Here is a 17,388-nt window from a genome sequence, read left to right as displayed (position 1 = left end):
TGCGTCCTGTCGATGCGGAGGAGAGATCACGTGGCGTTCAGGGCAGGGGAATGGAAGACAATTGCTGGCGCGGCGCTGATTGCCACGCTTGCCGGCTCGGCCTCCGCCGACGATGCGCTGAAGCTCACCGAACTCAGTCCGAACGGCGCTGATGCCTGTTTCGGCCGCGTCTATGATGCGGGGCATCTCAAGGCGCACCCGAAGCAGAAGGTGGCGCGGATCTTCTTCTACTACGGCCATGATCCAGTCAGCCGGCCGAACGAGGAACCGACCGCGAATTCCGACACGTCCTACAATGCTTTCATCGCCACCACCGTGCGCGGCGCCAAGGCGCCTGAATGGGCCGGCGGCTGGTGCAATCACGCATCCGAGGACGGCAAGACAGGCCCGATCCATTGCGGCATGGAATGCGACCGGACGCTTGCGTCGCTGAAGGTCGACGACAAGGGCCGGCTGTTCCTCTCGGATCTGCAGCCCGACATCTATCTCGATGCCGGATCGGAAGAGGAGCTTGGCGCAGCGGAGTATGACAGGCAGGCGCTCGGCTCGGAGGACGACAATTTCCGCCTCGACCCGATGCCGGCGGTGACCTGCAAGGCCGAGTTCGCGCGCATCGATCCGATCGCCCCTGCGCTCGGGGTTCCACTGCGCGAGCGGCTGAAGCCGGACCAGGCATTCTGCTATGGGCGCGACTATGATGCTGCCCATCTCGGTTCGCACCCCGATCAACTCACCCAGTCGATCCGGGTTTTCCGCGGCAAGGTAGAGCTGGCGTCCTTCGCCTCGGGTGGCGACGCCGCCAACTGGCCAGACGGCGCCGACATTGCCGTTACCGTCACCACACAGCAGAAATCGGCTGAGGTGACGCAGACTTATTCCTGCCAGGGCGAAGCCGACCAGTGGCGCTGCGCGGCCAGTTCGAAGATGAGCGATTTCTCCTGCGACATCGCGCAGAAGGAGATTTTCCTCAAGCGTGGCGCCGATGGCACAATGATGCTGGCAAATCCCAACAGTGCACTCGCGATCGTCGACCTGTGTTCGAAGGCCGTCGACGGCAAGACGAAATCCGACGACAAGGTCTATCGGCTGCAGCCGATGCCGCAATCGGCATGCGCTCCGTAAGCACCCAGCGTTTTCGTCATCCTATGGCGGAGCAAGGAGCGAAGCGACGCGGCGCAGACCATAGGATCCATGCCGTGACATCCGAGCGCTGCTGCGGTGCAGAATTCTGTTCCGCTGCACTCTGAGGCCAAGGTCGCGGCATGGATCCTCGGGTCTCCGCGACGGAGCTTCGCTCCTGCTCCGCCCGTGGATGACGAAGTCGAGGGGCTTTGGCTAATTTTTCAAAGACGTGACGGAAACCGCCTCATGCAAACGGCACGGCCGTCGTGCCCTTGGGCAGCTTGGCCTCGTCGTCGGGCTCGACGTGGATGGTGACGCGCACCGATGGGATTTCGGCCTTCAGCGCGTCCTCTATCCGGTCGCAGATGACATGGCTGGCGCCGACCGACATGTCGGCATCCACGACCAGATGAAACTCGATGAAGGTGGCGCGGCCGGCGATGCGCGTCTTGAGGTCGTGCACCTCCAGCGCGCCCTTGCAATTGGCCGAGATGACGTCGCGGATGCGCATGTGTTCCTGGGTGTCGACTGCGCGGTCCATCAGGCCGTTCATCGACGAGCCTATGACATGCCAGCCCTGCCACAGGATGTTCAAGGCCACGAGGACAGCAAGCGCCGGGTCGAGGATCTGCCAGCCGGTCAGGATCGCCCCGACCAGGCCGCCGAAGACGCCGATCGAGGTCACCACGTCGGTCATGATGTGGTTGCCGTCGGCAACCAGCGCCGGTGATTTCTCAGCCCTGCCGGCGCGGATCAGCGTCCAGGCCCAGAAGGCGTTGATGACTGTAGCGACGCCGTTGACGGCAAGACCTTCCCAGGGCTGTTGGAGCGGTGCCGGGGTCTGCCAGTGGCGCCAGACCTGGTTGAGGATCAAAAGGGCGGCGAGCACGATCAGCACGCCTTCCAGCACCGCCGAGAAATACTCGGCCTTGTGATGGCCGAAAGGGTGGTCCTGGTCGGCCGGCTTGTGGCTGACCTGGATCGCCCAGAAGGCTGCAACCGAGGCAATGACGTTGACGATCGATTCCAAGGCGTCCGAATAGAGCGCGACAGAGCCGGTGACGTACCAGGCGGCGGCCTTCAGCGCGAGCACGACAAAGGCGACGACGATCGACCAGAAGGCGAGGTTGGCGACTTTGCGCTTCGCGGCCGCCTTGGCCGCGATCGCCATCGTGTTCTCGGCTTCGGCCATGATCGTCAGGCGGCCTTTTCCTTGGCCTTGCGCGGCAGGTGGGCGACGATGTTCTCGATGATGCGCATGCCGGCATTGTGGCCGAGCGTCATGATCGATTCCGGGTGGAACTGTACCGCGGCGATCGGCTCCTTGCGGTGTTCGAAGGCCATGATGACACCGTCCTCGGTTTCGGCCGTGACGATGAAATCGTCGGGCAGGCGAACCGGATCGGCGAAGATCGAATGGTAGCGGCCGACGGTGACTTCCTTGGGCAGGCCGGAGAAGATGATGCCGGGCTTGGAGACGCGGATGCGCGACGGCTTACCGTGCATCGGTATGTGCAACTGCCGCAGTTCGCCGCCATAGGCCTCGGCCAGTGCCTGCAGGCCAAGGCAAACGCCGAAGATCGGCAGTTCACGGGCGCGCGCCTTCTTGATGGTGGCGGCGCAGTCGAAATCTTTCGGCGTGCCGGGGCCGGGCGACAGCACGACGAGGTCGGGCTTCAGCCGGTCGAAGACTTCCTCCGGCACCGGCGAGCGGACGGTCGAGACATTGGCGCCGGTCTGGCGGAAGTAATTGGCCAGCGTGTGAACGAAACTATCCTCGTGGTCGACCAGCAGGATGTTGACGCCGTCGCCGACGCGCGCGGTGGTTCGCTCGGTGCTGGCGGAATTGCCTGTCTTGGCGTCGCGAATGGCGGAGAGCATGGCGGATGCCTTCAGTTCGGTTTCGGCTTCTTCTTCCTCGGGAATGCTGTCGAACAGCAATGTGGCGCCGGCGCGCACTTCGGCAATGCCGTCCTTGATACGGATGGTGCGCAGGGTGAGGCCGGTGTTCATGTCGCCGTTGAAATTGACCATGCCGATCGCGCCGCCATACCAGGCGCGCGGGCTTTTCTCGTTCTGCTCGATGAAGCGCATGGCCCACAATTTCGGCGCGCCGGTCACGGTGACCGCCCAGGCATGCGACAGGAAGGCGTCGAAAGCATCCATGCCTTCGCGCAGCCGGCCTTCGATGTGGTCGACCGTGTGGATCAGACGCGAATACATTTCGATCTGCCGGCGGCCGATGACGCGCACCGAACCCGGCTCGCAGACCCGCGATTTGTCGTTGCGGTCGACGTCCGAGCACATGGTCAGCTCGGATTCGTCCTTCTTCGAGTTGAGCAGTTTCAGGATCTGCTCGGAGTCCGAAATGGCATCGTCGCCGCGCTTGATGGTGCCCGAGATCGGGCAGGTCTCGACGCGGCGGCCGTTGACGCGAACGAACATTTCGGGCGAGGCGCCGATCAGGTATTCGCCTTCGCCCAGATTGATGAAGAAGGAATAGGGCGAGGGGTTGATTGCCTTCAGCTTGCGCGAAATCTCGGATGGCTGCGTTTCGCAGCGCTCGTAGAACATCTGGCCGGGCACGACCTCGAACAGGTCGCCGCGCTTGAACGAATCCATCGCCTTGCGCACCAGATCGGCGTATTCGCCGGGTTCATGATCGCCGCGCGGCGGGATGCGGTCGGGGCTCTTGAACGGCTCGGCGATTTCGTCGCGCGGCAGCCCTTCAGTCGAAAAACCCTCGCCGGCATAGTCGTAGCGGTCAGTCCAGGCCTTGGCCGAATAATGGTCGACGACCAGGATCTCGTCGGGCAGGAAAAGCACCAGGTCGCGCTGGCTCTCTTTGCGCTCGAGAGTGTGTTCGACCGGATCGAACTGGAAGGCGAGGTCGTATCCGAAGGCGCCGTAGAGACCAAGATTGGCGTCTTCCTCGGTCTTGAACAGAGCGGTGATGGCGCGCAGTACGGTGAAGACTGAAGGGACGCGGCTGCGCTCCTCCTCGGTGAAGACACGGCCGGGCTTGGCGACATCGAGGCGGATGAGTGTCTTCGACGTCTCGGCGATGGTGACATCCGCCTGGCTGGCGAGCGCCTTGCTGATGACCGGCAGCAGCGCCTCGCCACGGCGGTTCAGCGCCTCGATGCGCATGGCACGGCCGCGCGCCGAGACGACCAGCGGCGGATCGATGATGGCGGTGTCCCAGCGCGTGTAGCGGCCGGGATATTCATAATTGGAGGAAAACACCGCACCGCGGCGCGAATTCAGGCCGTCGACATAGGCGTCAATCGCACCTGCATAGGGCCGGTCGTGGCGCGCGCGCGTGATGGTTATGCCACCCGCGGTCACGAAACTTTCCGCGCCGTTTTCCAGAACCTTCATCGTCATTGCCGTCTCCATCAGCTTCTTGGGCAACGGACCCGGGAATGGCTTGGAAAAAACAAATGGCCGCCCGGACTTTCCGTTGCGGCCACCCTCTCTTTTCACGCGCACGTGTTCGAACAGGCCGCTGTCAGCAGGCCCACCACCAAATGGTCTTGATCGAACGCATGTTCATGGCGAAATCCATAGCCGCGAAAAACCGGATGCGCAACTGATTTGAAAAGCCTGCGGTGGCTGTCGCTTCTGCGCCTCATGGTACATCGCCAGAACCGGCTATGGCGCTTAGAATGTTCGTCAACAGCAGGAAGACGAGAAAACAATCATGACCGAGCAGATCGAGCGTGCGCGGACGTTCCATTCCCTCCACGTCAAGGGAAACCCGATCGTTCTCTACAACGTCTGGGATCCGGGTTCGGCCAAGATCGTCGAGAAAGCGGGCGCCAAGGCGATCGCCACCGGAAGCTGGCCGGTGGCGGCCGCCTTCGGCTATGCCGATGGCGAGAAAATCCCGCTGGAGCTGGCGCTCGACAACATCAAGCGCATCGTCACTGCCGTCGACCTGCCGGTGACCATGGACCTCGAGGGTGGTTACGGCGTCGACCCGGAAATTGTTGCTCGCACGGTAACGTCGGCACTGCGGGCCGGCGCTGTTGGGTTCAATTTCGAAGACCAGGTTGTCGGTGGCAGCGGCCTGCACGACATCGCTGTTCAGGTAAAACGCATCGAAGCCGCGGCGGCGGCCGTCAAGGCTTCCGGGATACCGGCGTTCATCAACGCTCGAACCGACATCTTCCTCAAGGCGAAACCGGATGCGCATGATGACGCCCTGCTCGACCAGGCCATAGAGCGCGCACAGGCCTTCGAAAAAGCTGGCGCGCACGGCTTCTTTGCGCCGGGCCTTGGCGATGAGGGCCTGATCGAGACACTCTGCAAGGCAATTGCGTTGCCGGTCAACATCATTGCGCTGGCGCATGTGCCGCCGCGCCAGCGGCTGGCGGAACTGGGTGTCGCCCGCATCAGTCACGGCCCGGTGCCTTACCGGCAGATGGCCGAATGGCTGGAGGCGAAGGCGCGGCTGGCTATTTCGGGCTAGGCGGTGATGCTGCATGCAACGGGTTTGGGATTGGCCGAAGCCTCGCAACTTCGTCATCCTCGGGCGGAGCAGGAGCGAAGCGACGTCGCGGAGACCCGAGGATCCATGCCGCGACCTCAGTTGAAGGGCGCAGCGGAACAGAATTCTGAACGTAGCGACGCTTTGAAGTCGCGGCATGGATTCTAGGGTCTGCGCCGCGTCGCTTCGCTCCTTGCTTCGCCCTAGAATGACGAAGCTATGGAGTGCTTCGGCAAACTACGAGGCAAAGCTTTCTCAATCTTCCAGCGTCCCCGACCGGGCGTCGGCGCTCTTCCTGTCGCCGACCAGCTTCAACAGATCCTCGCCGGCGCGGATGATGCGGCGCGAGCGGCGGGTCAGGATGATGCCATCCTGCGGCGCAAACACTTCGGTGCGGCCATCGGCTTCGCCCGGTGCATGGACGATGGTGGCTAGGCGCGCGCCCTTGGCGACGCGGTCGCCGGGTTTCACGTCGTAGAGCACGGCACCGGCCCGTGGCGCCGGCATCATGTCGATGTTTTCCAATGGCGCCACGAAGCCGGTGAAAGGACCCGGCGCGGGCAGGGCGCTATCGGCGATCACGCCGCGCGCCACCAGCAGCCGGTAGAGGCCGTCGGCGTCGGCGTCGGCCAAGGCACCGTCGACATCGAGGATGCCGCGATATTCGACGGTGGTGGCGACGCGACGGTCGAGCTTGGCCACATCGGCGGGGACGTTCTGGTAGGGCATGATCGAGGCGCCCTCGAAGGTGCCGTCGGTGTCCTCGCTCCACAGCACGACCGCGTCGACGCCCATGGCGGCGGCGCAATCGGCCATGGCCGGCCACAGGCTGGTGTGGACGTAGAGATAGGCGAGGCCCTCGTCATCGCAGTGCAGGTCGAGCACGATGTCATGGCCTAGCGAGAGCTGCACCAGCCGCGTCTTCAGCCGCTGGTCGACGCTGCCAAGGGTGGTGTCGGGCAAGAGCGCTGTGTCGGGCGCGGCGAGCAGTGGAAAGCCGCGGTTGAAATTGGTGCGCGTGCCGAGATGGAAGCGGCCCTGATGCTCGCCGAAATGATATTGCGCCCGGCCGACAGGGTTGGCCCAGGGCACGACGGTGAGGTTGCCCTTGATGCGGCCTTCGGCCTCCGCCCTGGCAAGCATCGGCATCAGCGCGTCGATGGCGACGACGCCCGGCAACTCACCGGCATGGAGCGCCGCCTGCAGATAGGCCGAAGGAGCAGCCTTGTCGGAACCAGTGAAGCGGAACAGCGGGAATTCGTAGGAAACCCCTTCGCTTTCGCCGGCGATGCGCTCGATCGATTTCTGCATGACTTCCTCCATCAAGGACCAGAAGACATGCGATTTGAAGGCGCCTATGTCGATTGGTCCAGCCCGCCGCGCTATGGGCGCAAGAGACTATTCAGCCGGGAGCTGGATGACCGGCGCGCGCCGGTCCAGCGCCTGTGACAGCACGGCGACGGTCACTGCCAACAAAGCGAGTGCTGCGCCGACCAGCGGCAAATTGGCATAGGAAACACCGGCGGAAAGGGCCACGCCGCCGATCCAGGCGCCGCTGGCATTGCCGACATTGAAGGCGCCCTGGTTCAGCGTGGCGGCGAGGTTCGGTCCCTCGGAGGTTGCCTCGACGACCCGGATCTGCAGCGGCGGCACGACGACGAAGATGAGCAGGCCCCACAGGAAGACGATGCCGACGGCAACGCTGGCGATTGCGCCGAATTGCCTGAAGCCAACGAAAAGCAGGGCCATCAGTAGCAGCGTGCCGATCACCGTCGGCATCAGTTTCCAGTCGGCCAGTCTGCCGCCGATAATGTTGCCGATGGTCATGCCCGCGCCGAACAGCAGCAGAACCCACGTGACTGCGGAGGTCGACAAGCCCGATACCTCGGTGAGGTAGGGCTTGATGTAGGTGAAGACGGTGAACAGGCTTGCGGAAGTCAGCGCCGCGATCAGCATGGCCAGCCAGACCTGCAGCTTGCCCAGCACGCGCAGCTCGCCGCGCAGGCCGCCACCGCTTGGCTGGGCGACATCGGACGGCACCAGCCAGGCGATCGCTGCCACCGAGATCAGGCCGATACCGACCACGGCAACGAAGGCGGAGCGCCAGCCGAACGCTTCGCCAAGTGCGGTTCCGGCGGGAACACCCAGGATGTTGGAGAGCGTCAGCCCGGCGAACATCAGCGCGATGGCGCTGGCCCGTTTGTTGCGCTGCACCAGGCTGGCGGCAACGACCGAGCCGATGCCGAAGAAGGCGCCATGGCCGAAAGCGGTGAAGACGCGCGCGGCCATCAGCGTCCAGTAATTGGGCGAGATGGCGCAAAACAGATTGCCGATGACGAACAGCACGGCCAGCCCGACCAGCACCGGCTTGCGCGGCAAATGCGCAGTGGCCATGGCGACGATCGGGGCGCCGAAGACGACGCCCAGCGCATATCCTGTGACCAGCAGGCCCGCAGATGGGATCGACACGCCGAGGTCGGCGGCGACCTCGGGCAGCAAGCCCATGATGACGAATTCGGTGGTGCCGATGCAGAAGGACGCAATGGCAAGCGCAAGGATCGGCAAGGGCATGGGGCGTCCAGACTGAATCGGTTCAAATCCAGACTGCGCGAAGGACGCCGCCGTGCGCAAGCGGCATTGCTGCATTGCAGCGATGCAGAAAAGGAAGAGCTTTGAAATGGGTCGCCAACAGGCTGTCAAGCCAGCGGCTTCAGTTCCTGAGCAATGGTGGGCAACAGTTCCGAGACATTCGGGTGGATATGCACGGCACGCGCGAGCGTGTCGACGGGCGCCTTGGCGTACATCAGGTCGAGCACGCAATGAATAACCTCGTCGCCGCCGGGTCCGAGCACCGAGCAGCCGAGGATCTCCCTCGTGTCTGCGTCGACCAGGATCTTCATGAAACCCTGCGTCTCGCCCTTTTCGATAGCGCGGCCGACGCGGGTCATCGGCCGCTGGCCGACCAGCGCGCGACGGCCGGATTTCTTCACCGCGGCCTCGGTCATGCCGCAGCGGCCGAGCGGTGGGTCGATGTAGAGCGCATAGGCTTCGATGCGATCACTGACCTTGCGCGGATCATTGTCCAGCAGGTTGGCGGCGACGATCTCGTAGTCGTTGTAGGAGGTGTGGGTGAAGGCGCCCCTGCCGTTGCAGTCGCCCATCGCCCAGATGCCGGGCACGCTGCTGCGCAACTGGTCGTCTACAGAGACGAAGCCGCGCTTGTCGACCTCCACGCCAGCCCTCTCCAGGCCGAGGTCATCGGTGTTGGGCGTCCGCCCCAGAGCCAGCAGCACGTGAGAGCCGACCACCGGCGGTTTGCCGGCGGAGAAGGTCACGGCAATGTCCTGGCCTTGTCTGGCGAAAGCGATGTCGTCGGCGCCGAGATGGACCGCGATGCCTTCGTTTTCGAGGATCGACAGGATGGCGGCAGAGACGTCCTCGTCCTCGCGGCCGGTCAGGCGTGGGCTCTTTTCGATGACTGTGACCTCCGAGCCGAAGCGGCGGAACATCTGTGCGAATTCGAGCGAGATGTAACTGCCACCGACGACGATGAGATGGCGCGGCAGCACGTCGAGATTCATCATCGAGGAATTGGTCAGATAGTCGATGTCGTGGATGCCGGGCAGGTCTGGGACCGAGGCGCGGCCGCCGGTGTTGAGGAAGATATTTTCGGCGGTCAGCAGATCGTCGCCGACGCGCACCGTGTTGGCGGATTCGAAACGCGCATGGCCGCGATAGAGGGTGCATTTGTCCATGCCGGCAATCCAGGTCTCGAGATTGGTGCGAGCGTCGATCGTCACCTTGTCCTTGCGCGCCTTGATCCTGGCATAGTCGACGCCGACGGGGCCACTGAGCGTCACGCCGTAGTCGGCGGCGCGGCGCGCCAGATGCGCGGCATAGGCGCTGGCGACCATGGTCTTGGTCGGCATGCAGCCGGTGTTGACGCAAGTGCCGCCGACCAGCTTGCGCTCGATCAGCGCCACGCTCCTGCCGGCGGCCGTCAGCCGGCCGGCCAGCGGAGGGCCAGCCTGTCCGGCACCGATGATGATGGCGTCGAAGGTTTTCGTCGTCATGCCACCGCAGCCACGATCAGCAGACCGCCGATGATCGCCACCGCGTCCTCGATGAAGGCGGCGGGCGGATCCTTGCCGAAGGCGGCTGCGAGCCGGCCGCGAGCTTCAGCGCCGCCCAGCGTGCCGATGACAGCGCCGATGGCGCCGGCAATCAAGCCGCCGATGGTGGCGCCGCCTGTCGCGCCGATCACCGCGCCGGTGAAGGCGCCCATGACGATGCGGGCGCCGAATTGCTGCGGCACTTTACGGCTCGGCGTCGACGGCAACTGGTCGGTGACCAGTTCGACGATGGCCAGGATGGTGAAGATGCCGACAGCCGCCCAGTGATTCATGAAGCTCGCCCAGGTGCCGGCAACCGGCAGCCAGCCGAGATAAGCGCCCCAGGCAACGGCAGCCGGCGCCGTCATGGCGCGAAGACCGGCAATGACGCCGATCAGAAGTGCGAGAATGTAGAGCATGGTCGATCCCCCTCGATCACCGGGCCAAGACGGCCTTGAGACACAGGCTACCATAGGTCCAATATTTGGCCAGTACTTGCATCGGCGCTTTTCTGTTGGCCGCACTTGTGCTTTGCAAGGACGTGAACTGGAGACGCGTCATGGTCGAAAGCGAGCGCGTGAAGATGGCGGCCGGCGAATGGTACACCTGCCTCGATGATGAGCTGGAGTCCTTGCGTGTTGTCGCGCGTGACGCGGTGTTCGAGCACAATTGCCTGCCGCCGCGGCAGCGCGGCAATCTCGGGCCGGGCTTGAAAACTTTGCTCGGCAACGCCGGTGAGGGCGCCCGCATCGAGGCGCCGTTCCACTGCGCCTATGGTTTCAACATCTTTCTCGGCGCCGGCGTCTTCCTCAATGCCGGCTGCACCATCCTCGACACGGCGAGTGTGCGCATCGGCAAGGGAACGCTGCTTGGCCCCAATGTGCAGATCTACTGCGCCGAGCACCACAGGGAGGCCGCTGGGCGGCAAGCGGGACTGGAGATCGCCAAGCCGGTCGAGATCGGCGCCAATGCCTGGATCGGCGGCTCAGCCGTCATCCTTGGCGGCGTCAGCATCGGTGAAGGTGCCATCGTCGGCGCCGGCGCGGTGGTGACACGCGACGTGGCTGCGAACACCACGGTGGTCGGCAATCCGGCACGGGCGGTCAAGCGGGATTGAATGGATCAGTGCGACAGCGCGATGCGCTCGTCCTGACCGGCCCGCCTGGAGAATTCGCGCCGATATTGCGCCGGCGATGTCCTGAGCCTTGCGGCGAAATGCTGGCGCAGCGAGGTGGCGCTGCCGAAGCCGGCTTCGAAGGCCACCATGTCCATCGATTTCTCCGTTGCCTCCAGCAACCGTTGAGCCAGTTCTATCCGCTGGCTGGTCAGCCAATCGCCGAAACTGGTGCCGATCGATTTCTGGAAGCGGCGGGTAAAGGTGCGCCGGGTCAGGCCGGCGGCCTCGGCGACGCTATCCAGGCTATGCGTCTCTCCGAGCGCCGCGCGAACCGCGTCGAGGGCTTGGGTGAACCGGTCGGCGTCCGCGCTTCTTGCCACCGGATGCTCGATGAATTGCGCCTGCCCGCCCTGCCGATGCGGGGAAAGGACGATCTGGCGGGCGAGCCGCAGTGCCGCTTCCGCGCCATAGCGGGCGCGCACGATGTGGAGACAGCAGTCCAGACCGGCGGCGACGCCGGCCGAGGTCACGATGTCGCCATTGTCGACATAGAGCACCGAGGCATCGACGGCGACGTCGGGATGGAGTTTCTGCAATTGTTCGGAATAGGCCCAGTGCGTCGCGGCACGACGGCCCGAAAGCAGCCCGGCAGCGGCAATGGCGAAGGTTCCGAGGCAAAGGCCGACGATCAAGGCGCCGCGCCGGTGTGCCTGACGTAGTGCCTTCATCAGCAGCGGCGGTGCCGGCTCGCCGAGACGATGCCAGCTTGGGACGATGACGATGTCGGCGCCGTCGAGCCCTTCGAGCCCATGCGGCGCGGCAATTGTCAGTCCCGCTTCGGTGTGGATCGGACCGGCCTTGACCGCGCAGATGCGGAAGTCGAAGCGCGGCAGGCCAAGCGCCGTCCTGTCCTCGCCGAAGACCAGGCACGGCACGGAAAGATGGAACGGGCTGATGCCGTCGAAGGCGAGGACGGCAATGATCGGGTCGGTCATGGGTGCTTCCGGCAGTTGAAAGCGGATTGTCCCAATTCTTTCGAATGATGTCAATCGGGCCACTTTTAGCGGGCCGGCGCCCCGCCTATTTTCGGCCCATCGCATTCAAGCCGGAAAGGAAAACACCATGTCTGACCCAGCCAACACCACGCCACGCCGGGCGCTGATCGTCGTCGATGTGCAGAACGACTATGATGGCGGCAATCTTGCCATCCAGCATCCGCCGTTCCGCGACAGCGTCGTCCATGTGGCGCGGGCGATGGATGCAGCGACTGCTGCCGGCATCAAGGTGGTGGTCGTCAAGCAGATGGCGCCCGAGACCTCACCTATCTTCGCCAAGGGCAGCCATGGCGGCGAACTGCATCCCGAAATCACCAAGCGTGAGCGCGACCATTATGTCGAAAAGAACCTGCCCTCCGCCTTCACCGGCACCGACCTCGAGGACTGGCTGCGCGCCAACGCCATCGATACGATCACGGTGGTCGGCTACATGACGCATAATTGCGACCTGTCGACCATCATCCACGCCGTGCATATGGGCTTTGCCGTCGAGTTCCTGTCGGATGCGACCGGCTCGGTGCCTTACGCCAACAGCGCCGGCTACGCCTCGGCCGAGGAGATCCACCGCGTGGTCACGATCATCCTGCAGTCGCGCTTCGCCGCCGTGCTCAAGACCGCCGAATGGGTCGAGTGCCTGAAGACCGGCGCGCTGCCGGAACGCGACACCATCTTCGGCTCCAACCAGCGGGCGCTCTCGCGCAGCGCTGCTTAGGGTTATCCGAAAACAGAAGGGCGCCGCATCGCTGCGGCGCCCTTTGCGGTTTGAACTGAAGGATTTTAGAACAGGCCTTCGATCTGGCCCATCTCGTTGAGGAAGATCTTTTCCGAGGACGGCGCCTTGGGCAGGCCGGGCATGGTCATGACCTCGCCGCAGATGATGACGACGAAGCCGGCACCGGCCGAAAGCCTGACCTCGCGCACCGGCACCGTGTGGCCGGTCGGCGCGCCGCGCAGGTTCGGGTCGGTCGAGAACGAGTACTGCGTCTTGGCCATGCACACCGGCAAGTGGCCGTATCCGGCGTCTTCCCAGGCCTTGAGCTGGTCGCGCACCGACTTGTCGGCGATCGCTTCCGAGCCGCGATAGATGCGCTGGACGATGGTGTTGATCTTCTCGAACAGCGGCATGGCATCGGGATAGAGCGGCGCGAACTGCGAAGCACCGGATTCGGCCAGTGCCACCACCTTGTTGGCGAGATCCTCGATGCCGGCCGAGCCGTGCGCCCAGTGCTTGCACAGGATCGCCTCTTCGCCCATCGAGGCGACATAGTCCTTCATCGCCTGGATCTCGGCGTCGGTGTCGGAGTAGAAGTGGTTGATGGCAACCACCGCCGGCACGCCGAACTGGCGGATGTTCTCGATGTGGCGGCCGAGATTGGCGCAGCCCTTCTTCACCGCTTCGACGTTTTCCTTGCCGAGGTCTTCCTTCTTGACGCCGCCATTCATTTTCATGGCGCGCACGGTGGCGACAATGACGGCCGCCGCCGGCTTGAGGCCCGCCTTGCGGCACTTGATGTCGAAGAACTTTTCAGCACCGAGGTCAGCGCCGAAGCCGGCTTCGGTGACGACGTAGTCGGCGAGCTTGAGCGCCGTCGTGGTGGCGACGACCGAGTTGCAGCCATGCGCGATGTTGGCGAACGGGCCGCCATGCACGAAGGCCGGGTTGTTCTCCAGCGTCTGCACCAGGTTCGGCTGCATGGCGTCCTTCAACAGCACGGCCATAGCGCCGTCGGCCTTGAGGTCGCGGGCATAGACCGGCGACTTGTCGCGGCGATAGGCGACGATGATGTCGCCGAGGCGCTTTTCGAGGTCCTTCAGGTCGGTCGACAGGCACAGGATGGCCATGACTTCCGAGGCGACGGTGATATCGAAACCGCCCTCGCGCGGGAATCCGTTGGCGACGCCGCCGAGCGAGCAGATGATTTCGCGCAGCGCGCGGTCGTTCATGTCCATGACGCGGCGCCAGACGACGCGGCGGGTGTCGATGCCGAGCTCATTGCCCCAGTAGATGTGGTTGTCGATCAGCGCCGAAAGCAGGTTGTGCGCCGTGGTGATGGCATGGAAGTCGCCGGTGAAGTGGAGGTTCATGTCCTCCATCGGCACGACTTGCGCATAGCCGCCGCCGGCGGCACCGCCCTTGACGCCGAAGTTCGGGCCCAGCGAGGCCTCGCGGATGCAGATGATCGCCTTCTTGCCGATGCGGTTCAGGCCGTCGCCGAGACCGACCGTGGTCGTGGTCTTGCCTTCGCCGGCCGGCGTCGGGTTGATGGCGGTGACGAGGATCAGCTTACCGTCCTTGTTGCCCTTCACCGATTTGATGAATTCAGCTGAGATCTTGGCCTTGTCGTGGCCATAGGGCAGCAAATGTTCGGTCGGGATACCGATCTTCTGGCCGATCTCCTGGATCTGCTTTTTCCTGGCGCCGCGCGCGATCTCGATGTCGGACTTCACTTCGGCCATGACGGCTTTCCTCTGGATTGGACGATGGAGGGGACGGGTTGATCTTACTCGCAGGCAGGTTGGACCCGGGCGCGGGCATGTTCTAACCCTGTCGCTGCCGCGGCGTCAACTTTCATGCAACTATGTTTCCTATAGAGAAAATTCCTCTGCGGACCGGCCGACCTGTCATCGGTTCTTCCTGGCTCCGTTGCCGCGCCGTATAGAAGCCAGAGGACACGCCGCGCCGCCGTCTCAAAACAGCCGCACAATGCACGGAATGCGACAGAGGCGACGGCGCAAATTCGCCATCGCCTGGTCCCTAATGGAACAGCGCTACTGCGTCAGAACGTTGCTGATTTCGACCATGTTGGAGCGCACCCTGAGCACATAGAAGCCCATCGTCGTCAGATGCGTCGGCAACAGCCAGCCATCCTCGCGGCCATTGGCGATGATGAAAGGCTGGATCTTCAGCGCCGAAACGAACTGCGAGTCCATTGTGTCCCACAGGTTCTGCAGATGCTTTTCCTTGATGACGTCCTCGAAGTCGGCCTGGGCGCCCTTCATCAGGCCGTAATAGCCATAGAGCTGGCCATAGGCGAACCAGTAGCGGTCGTCGGCGCGGAAGTCGAACCAGCCATTGTTGTGGTTCTCGGCGCGTTCCTTGAGGATCGCCGAGGTCGAGCCGATGTCGGACGAGATGCGGTCGATATACTGTTTCAGATTGTCGGCGCGGGCGTCGAATGTCGCCTGGCAGGTAGCAAGGCGAGCGTTGAAGGAACGCAGCATGCGCACAGCGTCGCGATAGTAGCTCGGTGTCGGCGTCTTGGGGCCGAACGGGTTCAGGCCGAAATACCAGGTCTCCTCGTCGAACTGCAGGTTGCCGCGGGCATTCTGCAGATCGCTGTCGATCTGCGAGGTGGTGCGGACGCGGCCGAGATTGTCAGCGAGTTCGGTCGCGGTGCGCCGCACCGCCTGGTTGATGCCGCGCTGGAAGGAGGCCTTGTTGTCCATCCACGGCGTGTTGTCCCAGTCGATGCCGAACAGGCCAAGCTTGTAGAGGATCATCGACGAGATCCAGGCATTCTGGTTGACGTTGAAGTCGGTCAGGTCGGCGGCGATCTGGGCAATGCCGGAGTTGCCGCAGGTCTTGGCGGTGTCGGTGCCGGCGCCGGCGGAGACCTGTTCGCCGGCGGAGACATTGCGCTTCTCGAACGTGTAGGTGTCGGGATAGTTCGGGTTGAAATTGTTCCACCATTGGGTGGCGTAGAAGAAATTGGCGTAGAGGCCGATCAGCACCAGCAGGGCGAGGCCGACCGCCGCCTTAAGGATCCAGCCGCGCTGCGTGTACCAGCGCCCGGCCCACAGGAACGGCCACAGGATGACGCCGATCAACAGGCCGATGCCGCGGCCAATCCACTGGAAAATGCGGGTGAAGAAATTCACGATCGGATCGAGCATGGCTGTGTCACCCCCTCAAAGCATGACGCCAAAAAGTTGCAGGCTTTTTGGATAACATCATGCGCCAAAACAAGAAGTTAGAACGACATAACGATTCATTTCGTTCTAAAGCGCGTCGCGTCGAACGGATTCATGCGACGCGCTTTAGGTCTTTGGTCTATGCATGTCGTTCTCCCAAAACCGAGGTCACTTTTGGGCGACATGCATTAGTCAGTCAGGCCGTAGAGGCGTGTGCGAAACGCCACCTTGTCCTTCAAATATGTGGTTTTGAGAACGTCCACAACATGCGATCGCCACGCGTCGCTGAAGCCGCCATAGTCCTCATAAAAGCCGTCCTTGTTGAAGATGTAACGCGAGACGAAGTCCGACGGTACGAAATCCGAGATCAGCCGGTTGGTCAGCCAGGCGTCGGGGTGGTCAGGCTTGGCGCGGATGACAAGGAAACGTTGCTGCGGGAAGACATCCTCGATCTTGAGGTGGCCGAGTTGGGCGATCTCGCGCTTGGCGGCGTTGAGGAACGGAAAATTGCCGTCTCTGGTGATCAGGTCGGCATGGCTCTGGATCCAGGTCTGCAGCCAGACCTTGTCGACATAGGTCAAATTGCGGTTCGGCTCGGCATCGCGGATCAGCGCGCGCACCACCATCTCGGCGCGGTGCTCGAGATAGCCCGAGGTCTCCACCCAGGAGGCACGCGGCAGCTCGATGCGGCCGGTGGTGGCGAGGAACTTGAACACCTTGTCGGCGTCGTTGATGGAGAGATAGCTGACCTGCCACGGCCGCGAGCGGCGGAAACCGGGGGCGGCCGGATCGCTGATCACCGTCGTTATATCCGGATCGACGAACACGTAGAGGCCGCCGAAGTGGCTGGTCCAGTAGGCGTTGTGGCGGAAGATCACCTGGTCGGGCACCAGCGCGTTCTCGCGGATGTCGCCGCAGATTTTGGCGAGCTCCACCATGCGGTTCAGCATGGCGCTGTCGCGCCAGGCATCGGGCTCCTGCTTCAGCCGGTCCACGAGCTTGCCGAGTTCGGCGGCCTTGCCCAGCACATCCTCGGCCGACAGCACCTTGAATTCGACCTGGCTGATCGACAGCAAATCCTCGATGTCGTTGACCTTGGGAATGGAATCCTCGATCTCGCCGTAGATGACGTCCTTGATCGTCAGCGCATCGATGGCGCGCCGGTTCCTGGACATGAACTCGAACATGAGTTGCGAGGTGTTGGAGAAGGCGGTGTGCACCACCGGCAGGTCGATCTGCGACGGCGTCAGGATGATGAAACGGCGGTTGACCTCGTTGGGATCGAGATAGTCATAATCGTCACATTCCTCGGCCACTTCCGGCGAGAAGCCGGTGCGGTCGATCTGGAAGCTCTTCAGTTTCGTCGGCTTCAAGCCGAACGCGGCGAGCGCTTTGTTGTAGCGCTGGATCAGATGCGGCTCGTCGACCGTCAGCAACCGGCCGTAGATCAGCTCATTGTCGCGCAGAAGATCGGGCTTCTTGGTAGGTTTGGCGGTCAAGGTGCATCGCTCCCTAGGAGCGTGCCAGCACCCCCCTCTGGCCTGCCGGCCATCTCCCCCTCAAGGGGTGAGATTGGCA

Annotated in this window: 14 protein-coding genes; 4 read left to right on the top strand and 10 right to left on the bottom strand. The window is 63.4% G+C overall.

Annotated features, from left to right (window positions below; translation table 11 throughout):
* Nucleotides 1–30 precede the first annotated feature (30 nt).
* Complete coding sequence (locus NKH97_RS08700) at nt 31–1,122, top strand: hypothetical protein (RefSeq protein ID WP_352796158.1); 1,092 nt, start codon at nt 31–33, stop codon at nt 1,120–1,122.
* Nucleotides 1,123–1,366: 244 nt separating this feature from the next.
* On the opposite strand, the gene NKH97_RS08695 is transcribed toward NKH97_RS08700, so the two are convergent.
* Together NKH97_RS08695 and NKH97_RS08690 are read right to left on the bottom strand one after the other, a co-directional pair.
* Nucleotides 1,367–2,314, bottom strand: coding sequence for a cation diffusion facilitator family transporter (locus NKH97_RS08695; RefSeq protein ID WP_352796155.1), 948 nt, complete (start codon nt 2,312–2,314; stop codon nt 1,367–1,369).
* A 5-nt stretch (nt 2,315–2,319) separates the two neighbouring features.
* Nucleotides 2,320–4,509, bottom strand: a complete 2,190-nt coding sequence (locus NKH97_RS08690) for an anthranilate synthase (RefSeq protein ID WP_352796151.1) — start codon at nt 4,507–4,509, stop codon at nt 2,320–2,322.
* A gap of 316 nt (nt 4,510–4,825) precedes the next feature.
* Here NKH97_RS08690 and NKH97_RS08685 point away from each other — a divergent pair, with 316 nt between their 5' ends.
* On the top strand, nt 4,826–5,596 hold the full coding sequence (locus tag NKH97_RS08685; RefSeq protein ID WP_023809880.1) for an isocitrate lyase/PEP mutase family protein: 771 nt from the start codon (nt 4,826–4,828) through the stop codon (nt 5,594–5,596).
* A 273-nt stretch (nt 5,597–5,869) separates the two neighbouring features.
* On the opposite strand, the gene NKH97_RS08680 is transcribed toward NKH97_RS08685, so the two are convergent.
* The 4 genes from NKH97_RS08680 to NKH97_RS08665 form a co-directional block, all read right to left on the bottom strand.
* Nucleotides 5,870–6,925: a M14 family metallopeptidase gene (locus tag NKH97_RS08680; protein ID WP_023809879.1), complete on the bottom strand. Its 1,056-nt coding sequence runs from the start codon at nt 6,923–6,925 to the stop codon at nt 5,870–5,872.
* 87 nt (nt 6,926–7,012) lie between these two features.
* A complete protein-coding gene (locus NKH97_RS08675; RefSeq protein ID WP_352796147.1) occupies nt 7,013–8,185 on the bottom strand; it encodes an MFS transporter in 1,173 nt (390 codons plus the stop codon).
* Between the two features lie 125 nt (nt 8,186–8,310).
* Nucleotides 8,311–9,687 (bottom strand): FAD-containing oxidoreductase, encoded by a 1,377-nt coding sequence (locus NKH97_RS08670; RefSeq protein ID WP_352610507.1) that lies wholly within the window; start codon nt 9,685–9,687, stop codon nt 8,311–8,313.
* A complete protein-coding gene (locus NKH97_RS08665; RefSeq protein WP_352610506.1) occupies nt 9,684–10,145 on the bottom strand; it encodes a DUF4126 domain-containing protein in 462 nt (153 codons plus the stop codon). Before NKH97_RS08665 ends, NKH97_RS08670 begins: the two co-directional genes overlap by 4 nt.
* Before the next feature lie 140 nt (nt 10,146–10,285).
* Here NKH97_RS08665 and NKH97_RS08660 point away from each other — a divergent pair, with 140 nt between their 5' ends.
* Nucleotides 10,286–10,843, top strand: coding sequence for a sugar O-acetyltransferase (locus NKH97_RS08660; RefSeq protein ID WP_352796143.1), 558 nt, complete (start codon nt 10,286–10,288; stop codon nt 10,841–10,843).
* 5 nt (nt 10,844–10,848) lie between these two features.
* Here the strand turns inward: NKH97_RS08660 and NKH97_RS08655 are convergent, their stop codons facing one another.
* Complete coding sequence (locus tag NKH97_RS08655; protein ID WP_352796140.1) at nt 10,849–11,838, bottom strand: GlxA family transcriptional regulator; 990 nt, start codon at nt 11,836–11,838, stop codon at nt 10,849–10,851.
* 127 nt (nt 11,839–11,965) lie between these two features.
* Between NKH97_RS08655 and NKH97_RS08650 the strand changes: the two genes are divergently transcribed.
* Nucleotides 11,966–12,610: a cysteine hydrolase family protein gene (locus NKH97_RS08650; protein ID WP_352796137.1), complete on the top strand. Its 645-nt coding sequence runs from the start codon at nt 11,966–11,968 to the stop codon at nt 12,608–12,610.
* A 65-nt stretch (nt 12,611–12,675) separates the two neighbouring features.
* On the opposite strand, the gene NKH97_RS08645 is transcribed toward NKH97_RS08650, so the two are convergent.
* From NKH97_RS08645 to NKH97_RS08635, 3 genes are all read right to left on the bottom strand, one after another.
* A complete protein-coding gene (locus NKH97_RS08645) occupies nt 12,676–14,355 on the bottom strand; it encodes a formate--tetrahydrofolate ligase (RefSeq protein ID WP_023809872.1) in 1,680 nt (559 codons plus the stop codon).
* Nucleotides 14,356–14,667: 312 nt separating this feature from the next.
* Nucleotides 14,668–15,792 (bottom strand): DUF2333 family protein, encoded by a 1,125-nt coding sequence (locus NKH97_RS08640; protein WP_013529949.1) that lies wholly within the window; start codon nt 15,790–15,792, stop codon nt 14,668–14,670.
* A 206-nt stretch (nt 15,793–15,998) separates the two neighbouring features.
* A complete protein-coding gene (locus tag NKH97_RS08635; protein WP_352796133.1) occupies nt 15,999–17,309 on the bottom strand; it encodes a DUF6638 family protein in 1,311 nt (436 codons plus the stop codon).
* Between the last annotated feature and the right edge of the window lie 79 nt (nt 17,310–17,388).

Source organism: Mesorhizobium sp. M0870 (assembly GCF_040319775.1).
Lineage (GTDB): Bacteria > Pseudomonadota > Alphaproteobacteria > Rhizobiales > Rhizobiaceae > Mesorhizobium.
This window is presented reverse-complemented; position numbering and strand designations above follow the sequence as displayed.